This window comes from Streptomyces sp. NBC_01478, from assembly GCF_036227225.1.
GTDB lineage: Bacteria > Actinomycetota > Actinomycetes > Streptomycetales > Streptomycetaceae > Streptomyces.
This window is the reverse complement of sequence record NZ_CP109444.1, coordinates 5774836-5789966: the sequence shown is the minus strand read 5'-3', so window position 1 is coordinate 5789966 and position 15131 is coordinate 5774836. Positions and strand designations below refer to the sequence as shown.

Genomic DNA, 15131 nt, shown 5'->3' with positions numbered 1-15131 from the left:
GGTGGAGGCCTCTTGCCGGGCCCACGGGGGCGGTGCGGGAGGCCTGCCCCCGGTGCCGCTCAGGCAGGTCCCCGCGCGCGGGTGGAGCGGTCGATCCACATCGACGTGCCCAGGCACGCCACCGAGATCACGCACAGGACCAGGGGCACCGAGCGCGCCCCGGCCGACTGGATCATCGCGCCCAGGGCGGGGCCCGCCGCGACCCCGCCCAGCATGGAGGCCGCGATGACGTGGGCGCCGGCCCGGCGGGCCAGCGGGACGGTGCGGGTGAGCCAGGGCAGGCCGGTGGGGAAGATCGGGGCGATGAACAGACCCACGCCCGCGTACATGAAGGGGGCGACGGCGGGGACGGTGGCCGCCGCCAGGCACACGGCCATGCCCGCGCAACTGACCTTGATGATCGCGTGGTCCGGCCAGCGCAGGGTCAGCGGAACCACCAGGAAGCGGCCCACCGTCATCATCAGCCAGAACACGGAGGTCGCCGAGGCGGCGAAGCCCGCGCCGTAGCCGACCGACTCCAGGTGGGTGGGCTCCCAGCCGCCGACGCCCGCCTCCACGCCCACGTGCAGGACGTAGAGCGCGATGAAGGCGGCCAGCAGGAGCCAGACCCTGGCGTGCGGTGTGCCGGTGGTCCCCCGGGGTGCCGGCCGGGGCGGTGGATTGTGCTGGCGCACGCCGCGCAGGAAGAGCAGCAGGACGGCCGACAGCACACCGCACGCGGTGAAGGCGACGGCGTAGTGGTCCGCGCCCAGGGCTCCGATCAGCGCCGGGCCCGCCACGGCGCCGATGCCGAAGAACGCGTTGAGGATGTTGAGCATGGCGGTGCTGCGGTTGCCGAAGCCGATGGCGAACAGTTGGTTGAGGCCGTAGTCGATGCCGCCGAAGCCGAGGCCCGCGACGAACGCCGCGGTCAGCGCCAGCGGCCAGGTCGAGGCGAGCGCGAAGCCGAGGGAGCCCGACGCCATGAGCGTGTAGGAGACGCCCAGCAGGGTGCGGTTGCCGACCCGGTCGTGGGCGCGGTTGAACGCGAGGACGCCGGCCACCCCGCCGACGAAGTGCGCGGTCAGGCCGACCCCCGCGGCGGCCGGGGAGAGCCCGAACTCCTCGCGCAGGGCCGGGATCGAGGGGCCGTAGAAGGACTGGAGGGCGCCGATCAGGGCGAAGCCCACGCAGGAGGCGACGAAGGCGGCCGTGGTGAACAGCCGGATCTCCGGTCCGGTCGCCGCGGGCCGGCGCTGTGCCATCTCCGTCATGCCACTGTCCCCTCGTCCTCGATGAAATGGGCGGTGATCTCGTGGGCGAAGGCCATGATCGTGCCCTGCGGGCTGATGCCCGTGACGCCCGGGAGGACGCTGGCGTCGCACACGCGCAGGCCCTCGAAGCCGTGCGGCCGGCCCCGCTCGTCGCACACCCCGCCGCGCTCCGCTTGGGCCATCCGCGCGGACGCCATGCCGTGCACCGACACCAGTTCCCAGTCGCCGGGGCGGACGCGGCGGCAGAACTCCTCGACCCCGGCCATGGTGTTCAGCGGCGGCGCCGAGGACACCGGGGGCGTCAGCCGGTCGGCGCCGGCGGCGAGGAGCAGGCGGGAGCCGATGCGGAACGCCTCGACGAGCGCGCGGTGGTCCACGGCCGTCATGCCGTGCCGCAGCAACTGGCCGCCGCCGGGCAGGGCTCGCACGGTGGCCGTGCCGTGCAGCCGCACCTGCGTGGTGTAGACGCCCAGCCGGTCGTAGTCGTCGAGGTACCCGGTGACCTCGGCCGGGCTGCGGCCGGCCAGCGCGGCGGCGAGCGCCCCGCGCGAGAGGTTGGACGGCATCATCAGGATGCCGCGGTCGCCGAACTCCTTCAGTTGCGCGGTGAAGATGGTGCCGTCCTGCGCGTCCACCCGCTCCGGGAAGCGCGCGACGGTCCGCAGGTTGACGTGGAGCGCCAGCTCCCGGCCCGCCCGGCGCTGCTGGATGTGGCTGCGCTGGAGCAGGGCGGGGGTGCCGAGCGGGCCGGCCGCCAGGAACACCGCGCGGGCCCGGTACTCGGTGCGGGTGCCGTCGGGGCCGGTGGCGAGCGCCCCGCGCACGGTGCGGCCGTCGTGCAGGAGGCGCAGGACGCGGGTGTCCGGGGTGATGCGGGCGCCCAGCGCCTCGGCCCGGGGGAGGTAGCTGACGGCCATGCTCTGTTTGGCCCCGGTGGGGCAGCCGGTGGTGCAGCGGTTGCGGTGCAGACAGCCCTGGACGACGCGGCGGGCGTGCTGCCAGCGCCAGCCGAGGCGGTCGGCGCCCGCTGCCAGGAGCCGGGAGTCGCGGTTGGCGTCGGGGCCGCCGTGCTGCTGCACGATGGCGCCGAGCCGGGCCGCGACCGTCTTCAGATGGGGCGCGAGGTCCGCCGCGCGGTAGCCGTCGATGCCCGACACCGCCGCCCAGCGCGCGAGCAGCGCGGGCGGCGGATCCCACAGCAGCCCGCCGTTGACCAGGGTCGTGCCGCCGACGGCGCGCCCCTCGCCGTAGACGATGGTGGGGGTGCCCAGGACGGGGGTGAGTCCGCCGTTGCGGTACAGGGTGCGCATGTTCTCGGCCGGGCCGGCCGCGGCGAGGGCCGCGGTGCCGACCCGGGGGCCCTCCTCCAGGACGGTCACCGAGCGGCCCGCCGCCGCCAGTTCGAGCGCGGCCACGGAGCCGCCCGCACCCGAACCGATCACCAGGACGTCCGTGTCGACGGTCCGCCGCCGCCCGTGTCGCGGCCTCACCGTGCCGCCTCCTTTCCGGTACGGCCGTCCAGGGCGCCCAGCAGGGCGAGCGCGGTGCTCGACCGGACGACCTCGCGGAAGCCCGGCAGCGCGGCCAGCGTCCCCAGGCCCGGCCGCCCGTCCCCGGCGCCGTCGGCCGGGCGGCGCAGCGAGCGTCCGCCGGTCGTGACCCAGTACGCCAGGGGCAGCGCCCGCAGGACGGCCGCGTAGCCGGCGCGCTGGGTCAGCGGCAGCGTCCGCAGGGTGCTCAGCAGATGCGCCTCGGCCGCCGCCATCGCGGGCGCCTCGCGCAGGTCGGGGTAGTGGCGGCGCCAGTACGGACGCAGCCCGCTCGCGCGCAGGGCGGCGCGCATCGGCCCGCCGCCGCGCGTCACCGCGGCCTTATCCGGGTCGGGGTGGTGGTGGCGCCGGTACGGGCGTAGGCCGCTCGCGTGCGGGGCGGTGCGCAGCGGTTCGTCGTCGCGTGTCGTCGCGGCCTCCTCGGGGTCGGGGTGGTGGCGTCGCCGGTACGGGCGTAGGCCGCTCGCGTGCGGGGCGGTGCGCAGCGGCCCGCCGCCGCGCGTCACCGCGGCCTCCTCGTCGTCGTCATCGCCGACGTCGCCTTCTCCTTCACGAGGTCCGCCAGCAGCCGGGGCGCGCCCCGGTCGAGCACGGAGTCGAGGGCGTCCAGGAAGAGCCGGGCCTCCTTCTCGCCGGCCACCAGCGGCGGTGACACGATCAGCGCGATCTCCTGGTTGGAGCCGAAGAAGGTGAGGACGTCGTGGTCCCGGTAGAGCGCGGCGATCACCGCGCTGGTGAGCAGCTTGGCGAACGCCTGCGGGTCCCTGGCCAGTCGGACGGGGATCCGGTCGCGCACGGCGGCCGGCAGCCGGGGTCCCGGACGGAGCCGGACGCCGTGCAGGGCGCCCCGGCCGGAGGTGCCCGCCACGAGGGAGGGGTGGCGGGCGGCGATGTCGGCGAGGCCGGGCGCGAGGATCTCCTCCAGGGCGCGGGCCCGGCCCGGGAAGTCCTCCTCGACGGCGACCGCGACCGCCTCCAGCGCCGTCGCCGTCTCCTCGCCGAAGCCGTAGTACGTGGTGCTGTGCAGGGTGGCGTCGCGCAGATTGTCGTAGGCGGCGCGGAAGAGCGGCTCGCGGGCGATGTAGCCGGAGATGGAGGACTTGCCGCCGCCGAACGACTTCGACGTCGTCACCACGTCGGGGACCAGGCCGGGGTGGTGCATGAAGTGGAACAGCCGGCCCGTCTTGCCCCAGCCCGTGTACACCTCGTCGAAGACCAGCACGATGTCCCGCTCGGTGCACAGCCGGCGCGCCTCGTACAGGAACTCGGCGGAGCACTCGCGCAGGCTGGAGGCGCTGAACGGCTCCAGCACCACCGCGTACACGTCGCTGCGCCCGCGTTCGTCGGTGTGCCGGTCCAGGGCGAGCCGGAAGGACTCGAGATCGCCGTAGCCGAAGGAGTCCGTGCCCGGCAGCCGCGGGTACGCGAAGTGGATCTCGGGGGACGCGGTGAGGCTGCCCGCGCCGAGCAGCTTGCCGTGGAAGGCGATGTCGGTGTGCAGCACTGTGCCGCGTCGGCCGCCGTGGTACTTGTACGCCAGTTTGACGGCGCCCTCGACGGCCTCGGCGCCCGAGTTCGGGAAGTACGAGACGTTCAGGTCGCCGGGGAGCAGTGCGGCGAGGTTGTGGCCGAGCGCGGCGACGTAGGGCGACAGGTAGTTCTTGTGCACCTCCATGCGCCGCCGCTGCTGGAACCGCTCGCGGGCCGCGAGGATCCGGGGGTGGTTGTGGCCGTGGTTGAGGACGCCGACCCCGCCGGTGAAGTCGAGGACGCGGCGCCCGTCCCGCAGGTGGATCCAGGCGCCCTCGGCGCTGTCGACGAGGTCGCGGCCGAAGCCGAAGGAGCCGATCAGCGAGACCTGGCTGTGGCTGACGTGCTTTCCGTACAGGTCGTGGATCTGGTCGATGCCGAGGTTCTCGGCCTGGTCGAGGGTGAGCAGCTCAGGCACGGGAGGTCGCCTCCGCTCGCCGCGCGGCCACGCCGCGGGCGGTGCGCAGCCGGTCGGCCATCAGCAGTCCGGCCCTGCGGCCCTCGCGTACGGCGTAGTTGGTGCCGCGGTCCTCCGGGAAGACCTGCGCCATGCTCGCCAGGTACAGGCCGTGCACGCCGGTCCGTGTCGGGGGCATCGCCCGGGTGTAGCCGGGGGTGATCACGGGCTGGGCGTACTCGGCGCGCCAGACGTGGTAGTCGTCGACCCAACTACGGTCGAAGCCGGGGAACATCCGGCGCAGGTGCGGGAGGCTGTACGCGAAGACCTCCTCGTCGCTCATCCGGTACAGCTCGGCGTCGGCCGGCAGGTACTTGGAGAGGTAGACGACGTGCCGGCCGCCGTACCGCCCGGGGGTTTCCATGTTGGTGTGCTCGATGACGCCGACGTAGGGGAACGACGGGTCGTTGACGTTGAGCCAGTAGGTGTCGGAGAGCCTGCGGTTGTTCTCCAGGACCAGGCAGACGTTGGCCAGGTAGCGGATGGCGCGCAGTTGCCGTCCGAGGGCGGGCAGCGCGGGGTGGGCCGGGTCGTCGGGGCCGGCGCCGGCGAGCAGGTTCGCGGCGATCCCGGGGGCGACGGTGAGCAGGACCTGCCGTGCGGGCAGGAGCGTGCCGTCCTCGGTGCGGACGCCGGTGACGCCGGTGCCGTCGGTGGTCACCGCGGCGACCGGGGTGCGGGTGAGCACCTCCACGCCGAGTTCGGCCAGCCGCCGGTGCAGGGCGTCGACCAGGGTCTCGCTGCCGCCGCGCAGGTAGTACAGGACCTCGTTGCCCGACTTGGTGCGGCTGCCGCCGCGCAGCGCGAGCTTCGTCCACATCCAGGTGGCCCCGACCTGGCCGGCGTACTGGCCGAACTTGCCCTCCAGCAGGGGCCGCCATACGACGTCGTAGACCCGGCGTCCGCCGAGGGAGACCAGCCACTCCTCGGCCGTGCGGTGCTCCAGGGTGCGCCAGTCGGTGACGCGCCGGGCGCGCACGGCGAGGAGGCCCAGGCGCAGGCGGTCCAGGAGCGACAGCGGGGTGAAGCGCAGCAGGTCCAGCGGGCGGGAGAGGCGGTGGACGGTGTTGGCGTAGTACATGCCGGTGCGGGTGAGGTGGGGCTCGACGGCGTCCGACGTGCCGAGCCGCTCGCACAGGTCGAGCATCTCGCGGTCGGAGGCGAACCAGTGGTGGTAGAAGCGTTCGATGCGCCGGCCGTCGCCGACGTCGAAACTCCCGGCCAGGCCGCCGAGTTCGCTCTCGCGCTCCACGACCGTCACGCGGTGTCCGCGCTCGGCGAGTTCCAGGGCGGCACAGAGGCCGGTGAAGCCGCCGCCCACGACGACCGCGTCCCGGGTGTCGCCCGGTCCGGGGGTGTCCGTTCCGCGGGGGGCGGCGTTCGTACGGGGGTCGGTGCTCATGCCCACTCCTTCACTCGGGCCAGGGGGGCCTGCGCGCCGGTGCCGCGGTGCGAGTCGGTGCTGCGGTGCGAGTCGGTCCGTTCCATGACGAGGTAGGGCGGGCGGTCCTGGACCTGGCGGAAGACGCCGATCAGGTACTCGCCCAGCACTCCGCAGGCCAGCGACTGCGCCCCGAAGGAGCCGAACCGGGCGGCCTGCCGGACGTTGCCGCGGGCCAGCGCGGCGCTCGCGCCCACCAGCGAGGCGGCGCCGAGACAGGTCGGGATCCGCAGCGGCAGGGCGGAGGCCCCGGAGAGGATGCCGGTGCGGGAGAGCGCCAGCATCTTGCGCAGGGTGTACTTGGTGGTGCCGGCGCCGCGGGCGTCCCGCTCGTAGGCGATGCTCGTCTCGGGGTAGCCGGTCCAACTGATCGCGCCGCGCAGGAACAGCTCCTTCTCGCCGAGCGAGGTCACGAAGTCGACGACCTTGCGGTCCAGGAGCCGGAAGTCGCCGGTGTCGAGGGCGACGGGCTGGTCGCTGAGCCGGGCCAGGAGCCGGTAGTAGAGGTAGGCGGTGGACTTCTTGAGCCGGGTCTCGCCGTGGCGGGTGGCGCGCCGCGCGGAGACGATCGACCAGCCCTTGAACCACTGCTCCGTCATGCTCGGGATCAGCTCGGGCGGGTCCTGGAGATCGGCGTCCATCAGGACGACGGCGTCCCCGGTGGCCTCGGCGAGGCCGGCCACGGCGGCGGCCTGGTGCCCGAAGTTGCGGCTGAAGCGCACTCCGCGCACGACGTGGCCGGGGGTGTCGGCGGGGGTCTCGGCGATGAGGTCCCGGATGAGCGGCCAGGTGCCGTCGGTGCTGCCGTCGTCGACGTAGACGATCTCGTGCGGGAGGTCGCGCAGGGCGTGGCCCAGGCGGTCGTGGGTGCGCCGCAGGACCTGCTCCTCGTTGTAACAGGGCAGGACGACGCTGATGAGGAACGAGCGCGGGGGTGCGGCGCTCGGCTGGTCGGTAGCGATGTGAACCCCTCCTGCGATGTGGTGCGGAGTTGTCGGTATGCGCTGTCCGGTCGGGTGCCTGTGGGCTGGCTGGGGTGTGGGGGTGCGGTGCGGTGCGGTGCGGTGTGGTGTGCGGTCCTTCGGTCAGAGGGACTGGAGCAGGGCGAACGGGGGCCTCGGCACCAGGTAGAAGTGGTCGCCCTCGACCACGTGCTCGCGGTGGGAGGCGGTCGTCAGGGTGCTCCAGGGGCGGAGGTCGGCGTCCGGGTCGGCGTCTCCTACGACCGTGGTCACGGGGCAGCTCAGGGGAGGGTCGCCGGGGCGGGGGAGGTAGGAGCGGAACATGCGGCCGTCGTCGCGGATGTAGGGCAGGACCAGGGACCGGAACTCGGGGTCGGCCGCCAGGTCCGGGTCGGTGCCGCCGAGGGTGAGCAGGTGTGCCACGACGGTGTCGTCGTCCTCGTCCTGGTCGGCGGCGAGCTCCTCGGGGCGGGGGTGGGGGGCGTCCCGGGAGCCGGACGCGACGAGGTGGGCGGGGCGGATGCCGCGCCGCTCCAGCACGCGGGCCGTCTCCAGGGCCACGGCCGCGCCCATGCTGTGCCCGAACAGCAGCAGGGGCCGGTCGGCCAGCGGTTCCACGGCGCTCGCGATGGCGTGGGCGAGGACGCGCAGGTCCCTGGCCGGGGGTTCGTCGATGCGCTCGGCACGGCCGGGGTAGCGCACGGTGTGCACCTCGGTGCCGGGCAGCCGGCCTCCCCAGTCCCGGAAGAACGCGGCGGATCCCCCCGCGTGCGGGAAGCAGATCAGCCGCCGGTCCGGGTCGGGCAGCGGGACGGGGCAGTGCAGTTGACGGGCCCGGGGTGCGAAGGCGGTGGGAGCGGTGGTCATGTCGGCTGCTCCTGGGTGGTGTGGGGCGCCCGCCTGTGGTGGGTGGGTCGGGGGCGTGGCGGTACGGCGACCCTGCGGCTGGTGGTGGGGGTGCCGGGGTCGTGGCGGTACGACGAGCCCGCCGCAGATTGCGCCCCTCTGGTGCTGCCACAGTTGAACGCGTGGGGACCAGCTACGCGGCGGGCTCGCCGTACCGCCACGACCCGCTCCCGTTGCGTCGGCGGCCGCGGGCCCGTGGGGGGTGCGGTGGTCATTTCGGCTGGTCCTGGTGTGTGTGGCGGCGGGCGCGCAGGGCGCGGGCGCGGCGGGCGGCTGTGCGGCGGGCCTCGGCCTCGGTGTCGTGGGCCTGGGTGCCGCCGCCCCTGATCAGCTCGGCCTGGGCCGCGACCGTCGTGTGGCGGAAGAGGGCGACGATCGGCGGGCGGCTGCCCGTGTGGCGTTCCAGCGCGTCCTGGAGGCGGAACATCGCGAGCGAATGGCCGCCCAGGTCGAAGAAGTTGACGTCGACGGGGATGGTCTGGGGCTGGGTCTGGGTCTGCAGGACCTCGGCCCAGGCCGCGCGGATTGCCTCGGTTGGGTCGGTGCTGGTGTCGGTGCCGGTGGGGCGTACGGCGGTGGGCTCGGGCGTGGGGTGGGGTGGCCGGGCGCTGTCGCGCAGGGCGGCGCGGTCGGCCTTGCCGTTGACCGTGCGGGGGAAGGCGTCTAGCACCTCGATCCGGGCGGGCACCATCGCGGCCGGCAGTACGCGGGCGAGGCGCTCCCGCAGGTCCTGGCCGGTGACGGGCGAGGGCATCAGCGCGAAACCGGTCAGCGCGGTTCCCGCCGGATCCGGTACGACGACCGCCTCGCGCACCCCGGTCAGGGCGCCCAACGCGGCCTCCACGGCGCCCAGTTCGATCCGGTGACCGTGGATCTTGACCTGGTGGTCGCGGCGGCCCAGGAAACCGAGGGTGCCCTCGGCGGTCCAGCGGACCAGGTCGCCGGTGCGGTACATCCGCGCGCCGGGGATGGGAGTGAAAGGGTCGTCCAGGAAGGCGTGGGCGGTGGCGTCCGGACGTCCGAAGTAGCCGCGGCTCACCCCGGCGCCGCCGATGTACAGCTCGCCCTCGGCGCCGCGCGGCACCGGGCGCAGCCGCTCGTCGAGCACGTAGAGCCGGACGCCGGGCACGGGGCCGCCGATGGAGACCGGCCCCGGGGCGTCGTAGCGGCGATAGCTCGCCCAGACCGTCGCCTCGGTGGGGCCGTACTCGTTGACGAGGGCCACCGGGCGCCCGTGCAGGGCGAAGTGACGGTGCATCAGCTCGGTGGGCAGTGGTTCGCCGGCCGTGATCACGGTCTCCAGCGTGCGGAGCCGTTCCGTTCCGTACCGTTCGGCGGCGTCGAGCAGCACGCTGTAGAGCGAGGGCACGCACAGCAGCCGGGTCACTCCGTGGCGCTCCACGAGCCGGGACAGCCGCTCGGGGTCGCGGACCTCGTCGGGCCCGGCCACGACCAGGTGTCCGCCGGCCGTCAGCGTGCCCCACAGGCCGGCGACGGAGGAGTCGAAGGCGAGCGGCGAGACGAGCAGGAAGGTGGGCCTGCCGGGGTAGACCGTGCGCCGGGCCAGGGTCGAGGCGGCCAGCTCGCGGTGCCCGACCTCGACGCCCTTGGGCTCGCCGGTGCTGCCGGAGGTGTAGATGAGATAGGCGGGGTCGTCGCCGGTGAGCGGGTCGTCGTCGTCGGTATCGGCGTCGGCGTCGGCGGTGGCCGCCGTGGTCGTGCCTGACTCCGTCTCCTCGACCACGATCAGCGGCAGGCACAGGCCGCTCACCCGGTCGGCGCCGGCCCGGTCGACCACGACGGCGCCGACGCGCGCGTCGGCCAGGACGTCGGCGATACGGCGGTCGGGGTGGGCGGGCTCCACGGGGACGTACGCCGCCTTGGCGCGCAGCACGCCGAGCACCGTCGCCACCATCGCGGTCGACGGCCCCACCAGCACGCCGACGCGGCTGCCCCGGCGCACCCCCGCCCGCGCGAGACGGTCCGCGATCCGGTCGGCCCACGCGTCCAGCGCCCGGTAGCCGATGGCGCTGTCGCCGCTGCTGACGGCCGTGGCGGTGGGGGTGACCCGGGCGAACCGCGCCACGAGTTCGTGCACCGGCGCCGGCTCGGCACGGGGCAGTGCCGGACCGTTGCCGAGCGCTTCCGGCTCGTCCCCGCGGATCCGCTCGGATACCGGTCGGCCGGGCAGCACGTCGAGCTGCAGTGACGTGGTCATCGGGACTCCTCTGGTGGGTGGGTGTGAACGCGGTGGGGTGGGTGCGTTTACTGCGTTACGGCCGGTGTCGGTGAGGCGTCGGCGTCGGCGTCGGCGGTGGTGGCGCCTGTGTCCGTGCCGGCCGGGTCGCGGTGCGCGAGGTACTGGAGCAGGCCCGTGGCGGTGAGCGTGACCGCGCCGAGGGCGGCCCAGTAGAGCCGGCCGTGGCCCTGGTCGTGGAGCGTGACGAACAGGGCGCCGCCCGAGAGCGCGCCGAGCGCCTCGCCGAAGGACCAGCACACCTGGCGCAGGTTGAACGCCTCCAGGCTGGAGGCGATGGGCAGTCCGGCGTACGCGGTGCTCACCATGGGGCCGAACGCCATCTCGGCGACGGAGAACACCAGGACGGCGAGGACCGCGCCGACGACGGGGGTCAGGCCCAGGCCGAGGGTGGTCATGGAGACGCCGAAGAGCAGGTTGGCGCCGCCGAGCACGGCGAAGGGGGTCGTACCGCGCCTCATCAGCCTGCTGATGACCGCGGTGACCCCGGCCTGGAGGACCACGATCCAGATCGCCGGTCCCGCCACCAGGAACGAGCGGAGCGCGGCCGAGTCGAAGTCCTGGGCGACGTAGAAGACGAAGGCCGAGTAGAACTGGGCGTACACGAACGTGCCGAGGACGCTGACCAGGATGACGCGGCGGATCCGGGGCACGGTGACGACCTGGCGCAGCACCGGCCGGCCGACCGGCCACCTGCTGGAGGCCGCGGGCGGCCGGATTCCGCGCGGGATGCCGGGCAGCATGACGACGGCGGCGGCCAGGTAGCACAGCGCCACCACGCCCATCAGCCGCTGCGGCCGGTCCGTTGAGTAGAGGACGTTGGCCAGGAACGGGCCGAGCGCCGCCGCCGCGTTCACGGCGATCTGGAGCATCGAGAAGAGCTGGTTGCGCCCGATGTCGTGGCGCACCACCTCCGCGATGAGCACCCGGGAGTACAGGAAGTGGGCGCTCACGCCGAACCCGGCGAGGACGAGCAGCGCGCACAACTGCCAGTCGGCGCCGGCCCGGGGCAGCAGCCCGAACGCGGCGGCCGTGAGCAGGACGGCACCCACCATGCCGGAGGCGTACGGCACCCTGCGCAGCCAGTGGGCGGCGAGGGTGGCGGACAGGCCCGCCGACGCGGTGTAGCAGAACAGGCCGACCCCGACGACCGCGGCGCCGGAGCCCGGGGAGCGGGCCGCGAGCAGCGTGCCCAGGACCGGAATGACGCTGTAGAGGCCGAGGGCGCCCAGGAGCGTCTCCAGCGCGAGGGAGGCACGCAGCCGCCGGGGGGCCGCCGGTCGGGGCTCGGCGGGTCCGCCCGCCGTTTCCTTGAGCACGGTCCCGGTCACGGGTACCCCTCCTCTTCCTCCGGCCGACTCCGGGCCGACCGATTCCGGCCCGATCGAGGCAACATGTTGCCAGGCTTGGCATATGAAGGCAACCTCCGTGGGAAGGTTGGGCCGAAGCGAGGAGGTAGACAGTGGCAACAGCAGAGGTGGCCGAGGCAACGGTGCGTACGGCGCCGTACGGCACGTGGACCTCTCCGATCACCGCCGCCGAGGCGGCGGGCGGCGCCACGCGCGTCGAGTGGGTCGGCTTCGTCGGCGAGCAGGTGTGGTGGATCGAGCTACGGCCCAGGGAGGGCGGCCGCTGCGCCCTGGTCGGCCGGGCCCCGGACGGCACCGTCACCGACCTGCTCGGCGCCGGCTGGAGCGTGCGCTCACGGGTCATCGAGTACGGCGGACGCCCCTGGCTCGCCCTCGGCCGGGACGCGTCCGCCGGGTTCGTCTTCACCAACGGCGACGACCAGCGGGTCTACCGCTGCGCGCCGGGGGCCGAGCCGGTGCCGCTCAGCCCGGAGCCCGACCTGCCCACCGGGCTGCGGTACGCCGACTTCGCGCGGGTCGGCGAGGAGGTGTGGTGCCTGCGCGAGACCCTGCTCGACCCGGCGGGCACGGAGGTCCGCCGGGCGCTGGTGGCGCTGCCGCTGGACGGCCGCGCGGCGCACGACCCGGGCGCGGTACGGGTGCTCGGTGGCGGCCATCACCTGATGACCGGCCCGAAGGTCGCGCCGGACGGCCGGCAGGTCGCCTGGATCGGCTGGAACCACCCGGACATGCCGTGGGAGACCACGGACCTGATGTGCGCCCCGGTGCGGACCGACGGGACACTCGGGCCGGCCCGGCGGATCGCGGGCGGTCCGGGCGTCTCGGTCGGCCAGGTGGAGTGGGCGCCGGACCGGCCCGGGGTGCTGTACGTGCTGAGTGATCCGGACGGCTGGTGGAACATCCACGAGATCGGACCGGCGGGGGACAGCCGCTGCCTGTGCCCGTGCGCCGAGGAGTTCGGCGAGCCGCTGTGGCGGATCGGCGCGCGCTGGTTCCTGCCCGCGGACGACGGGCGGCTGTTCGTGGCGTACGGGACGAGCGGGCGCAGGCTGGCCGTGCTGCGCCCCGACGGCTCGCTGGCCGACGTGGAGTCGCCGTACACCGAGTGGGCGCATCTGGCGACCGACGGGCGCCGGGTCGCGGGCACGGCCGCGGGGCCGCGGCAGCCGTCCTCCGTCGTCCTGGCCGACTTCGGTGCCGCCGGGGCGCCCCGCCTGGAGGTGCTGCGCGGCCCCGGCCCGGGGCAGGACGGCGTCCGGCACGCGGACTGGCTGCCGTACGGCCGGCACGAGGTCTTCCGCAACGCGGACGGCGACGACGTCCACGCGTTCGTCCACCTCCCGCACAACCCCGGATTCACCGCTCCCGAGGGAGAGTTGCCGCCGTTCCTGGTGCAGGCGCACGGCGGCCCCACCACCCGCAGCCAGATGGTCGTGAACCGGGAGATCGCCTACTTCACCAGCCGGGGCATCGGCGTGGTCGACGTCCAGTACGGCGGCTCGACCGGCTTCGGCAGGCCCTACCGGGAGCGGCTGCGCGGCGCCTGGGGCGTGACCGACGTGGGGGACTGCGCCGCCGTGGCCCGGGGGCTGGTGGCGCGCGGCCTGGCCGACCCCGGGCGGATCGGCATCCGGGGCGGCAGCGCGGGCGGGTGGACGGCGGCGGCCTCACTGGCGGCCGAGCCGTCCCTGTACCGCGTCGCGGGCATCTACTACCCGCTGCTCGACCCCGAGGAGTGGCGCGACCGCGGCACGCACGACTTCGAGTCGAGATACCTGGAGAGCCTGCTGGGCCCCTGGCCGCAGGCCGCCGAGCGCTACGCGCGCGTGTCACCGCTGCGGCGGGCCGGCCGGGTGCGGGCGCCCTTCGTCCTCATGCAGGGCCTGGACGACACGATCACCCCGCCCGTGCAGGCGGAGCGGTTCCTGCGGCAACTGGGCGGTACGGTCCCGCACGTCCACCTCACCTTCGAGGGCGAGCAGCACGGGTTCCGCAGGGCGGAGACCGTCGTGGCCTGTCTGCACGCCGAACTCTCCGTCTACGGCCAGGTGTTCGGCTTCGAGCCGCCCGGGGTGCCGCGCCTGGAGCTGTCGGTGTGAGCGACGTGAGCCGTCAGGCGGCCGGGCCGACGCTCTCCGCCGCCGTCACCACGTGCCGCGCCACCCGGGCGGCCTCGCGCAGCACGGTCTCCCGGTACCGCTCGCTCAGCCGCAGTACTGCGGGCAGCACGCGGCACTCCTCGACGCTCCCGCCGGCGAAGGGCAGCGCCAGGCCGACCAGCGGGAGAACGCTCGGCACGGTCTCGAACAGGCCCCGGACCGCGGGGTCGGCGATCTCGGCGGGCCGGCCGGCCGGGGCGGTCAGCGGGACGCCGACGACGAGGGTGTCCCGGCCGGCGACGGTGCCGCGCGCCACGCCGAGCGCGCCGTCCGGGCCGGGCACGATCGCCGCGATCTCGGACCGGGCCTCTTCGTAGCGGCGGTTGGCGCCCCACATGTCGTAGGCGCGGAAGAGTTCCACGTCCAGGGCGGGCCACTTGGTGAGGAAGTGGTCCATGTTGACGTCGAACTCGCGGAAGTTGGTCGAGACGTCGCGCATGTGCGGCAGATGCAGTCCGAACACGTTCTCACCGCGCACGATCGGGATGCCCGCCGCGTGCACCCGGTAGCCCCACTCCTGGTCCTCGCCGCCCCAGCCGTGGAAGTCCTCGTCGAACAGCAGCCCGTGCCGGCGGACGGACGCGGCGGGGATCACGATGAACGCGCCCCAGACCAGGGTCCAGGGCAGCACGAACGGATCGAACCGCCACCGCTTGTCGTGGCACTCGCCCGGCGCCGCCTCCAGGTCCGCGAGCAGGGTCCGGAACCGCCGGTGCTCGGGCAGGTCCGCGGTCTCCGCCGCCCGGTCCGAGCGCCCGTCGAGCCCGACGATCCGGCCGACCACGCACCGCTCCTGCCCGTCCGCGTAGTACCGGTCGTAGAGGGTCTCCAGACAGCGCGGCGGCAGGGCGAGGTCGGCGTCGAGGAAGACCACGACCTCGCCGGACACCTGGCGCAGCGCGAGGTTGCGCGAGCGGCACAGGTTCCACTCCTCGTCGACCAGGACGGAGACGACGGTCAGCCGCCCCGCGTACTCCCGGCACACCTCCAGGTACTCCGGCGAGTACTCCAGCGCCCCGACGACGATCTCGAACTCGGAGCCGGGCAGGGTCTGTTCGGCGAGCGCCGCGAGCGCGACGCGGAAGTTGCGCAGACGCTGTTTGTACGGGATCACGACACTGATCTTGGGACCACCCACCGCACGCCCTCCTTCGAGCCGTTCCTCGGTCACTTCTCTGGTCACTTCTCTGTCACTTCTCTGGACTTCACTTCTGGCAACACATTGACAGGAGCTTGCCTAAGTTGG

At 74.2% G+C, this 15131-nt stretch carries 11 protein-coding genes; 1 reads left to right on the top strand and 10 read right to left on the bottom strand.

Going from position 1 to position 15131, the window contains the following annotated elements; genetic code table 11:
* Nucleotides 1-59: 59 nt before the first annotated feature.
* The 9 genes from OG223_RS26110 to OG223_RS26070 form a co-directional block, all read right to left on the bottom strand.
* On the bottom strand, nt 60-1253 hold the full coding sequence (locus OG223_RS26110; protein ID WP_329253293.1) for an MFS transporter: 1194 nt from the start codon (nt 1251-1253) through the stop codon (nt 60-62).
* Entirely contained in the window at nt 1250-2743 is a 1494-nt protein-coding gene (locus tag OG223_RS26105; protein WP_329253290.1) for a GMC family oxidoreductase, read from the bottom strand. Before OG223_RS26105 ends, OG223_RS26110 begins: the two co-directional genes overlap by 4 nt.
* A complete protein-coding gene (locus OG223_RS26100) occupies nt 2740-3309 on the bottom strand; it encodes a hypothetical protein (RefSeq protein ID WP_329253288.1) in 570 nt (189 codons plus the stop codon). Before OG223_RS26100 ends, OG223_RS26105 begins: the two co-directional genes overlap by 4 nt.
* Complete coding sequence (locus OG223_RS26095; protein WP_329253285.1) at nt 3306-4751, bottom strand: aspartate aminotransferase family protein; 1446 nt, start codon at nt 4749-4751, stop codon at nt 3306-3308. The genes OG223_RS26100 and OG223_RS26095 overlap by 4 nt, the downstream gene beginning before the upstream one ends.
* Nucleotides 4744-6192, bottom strand: coding sequence for an NAD(P)/FAD-dependent oxidoreductase (locus OG223_RS26090; protein ID WP_329253282.1), 1449 nt, complete (start codon nt 6190-6192; stop codon nt 4744-4746). The genes OG223_RS26095 and OG223_RS26090 overlap by 8 nt, the downstream gene beginning before the upstream one ends.
* A complete protein-coding gene (locus tag OG223_RS26085) occupies nt 6189-7136 on the bottom strand; it encodes a glycosyltransferase family 2 protein (RefSeq protein ID WP_329265472.1) in 948 nt (315 codons plus the stop codon). Before OG223_RS26085 ends, OG223_RS26090 begins: the two co-directional genes overlap by 4 nt.
* Before the next feature lie 180 nt (nt 7137-7316).
* The gene (locus OG223_RS26080; protein WP_329253279.1) at nt 7317-8060 is read right to left on the bottom strand and encodes a thioesterase II family protein; all 744 of its coding nucleotides are present in this window, start codon (nt 8058-8060) and stop codon (nt 7317-7319) included.
* A gap of 250 nt (nt 8061-8310) precedes the next feature.
* The gene (locus tag OG223_RS26075) at nt 8311-10317 is read right to left on the bottom strand and encodes a non-ribosomal peptide synthetase (protein WP_329253276.1); all 2007 of its coding nucleotides are present in this window, start codon (nt 10315-10317) and stop codon (nt 8311-8313) included.
* A gap of 47 nt (nt 10318-10364) precedes the next feature.
* Entirely contained in the window at nt 10365-11687 is a 1323-nt protein-coding gene (locus tag OG223_RS26070; protein ID WP_329253275.1) for an MFS transporter, read from the bottom strand.
* Nucleotides 11688-11818: 131 nt separating this feature from the next.
* Here OG223_RS26070 and OG223_RS26065 point away from each other — a divergent pair, with 131 nt between their 5' ends.
* A complete protein-coding gene (locus OG223_RS26065; RefSeq protein WP_329253272.1) occupies nt 11819-13825 on the top strand; it encodes an alpha/beta hydrolase family protein in 2007 nt (668 codons plus the stop codon).
* A gap of 13 nt (nt 13826-13838) precedes the next feature.
* On the opposite strand, the gene OG223_RS26060 is transcribed toward OG223_RS26065, so the two are convergent.
* Nucleotides 13839-15023, bottom strand: a complete 1185-nt coding sequence (locus OG223_RS26060) for a glycosyltransferase family 2 protein (RefSeq protein WP_329253269.1) — start codon at nt 15021-15023, stop codon at nt 13839-13841.
* Nucleotides 15024-15131: the final 108 nt, after the last annotated feature.

Bases quoted from the DNA above. Each gene is read 5' to 3' on its own strand.
- OG223_RS26075 (WP_329253276.1), bottom strand. From the start codon at position 10,317: ATGACCACGTCACTGCAGCTCGACGTGCTGCCCGGCCGACCGGTATCC.
- OG223_RS26110 (WP_329253293.1), bottom strand. From the start codon at position 1,253: ATGACGGAGATGGCACAGCGCCGGCCCGCGGCGACCGGACCGGAGATC.
- OG223_RS26090 (WP_329253282.1), bottom strand. From the start codon at position 6,192: ATGAGCACCGACCCCCGTACGAACGCCGCCCCCCGCGGAACGGACACC.
- OG223_RS26080 (WP_329253279.1), bottom strand. From the start codon at position 8,060: ATGACCACCGCTCCCACCGCCTTCGCACCCCGGGCCCGTCAACTGCAC.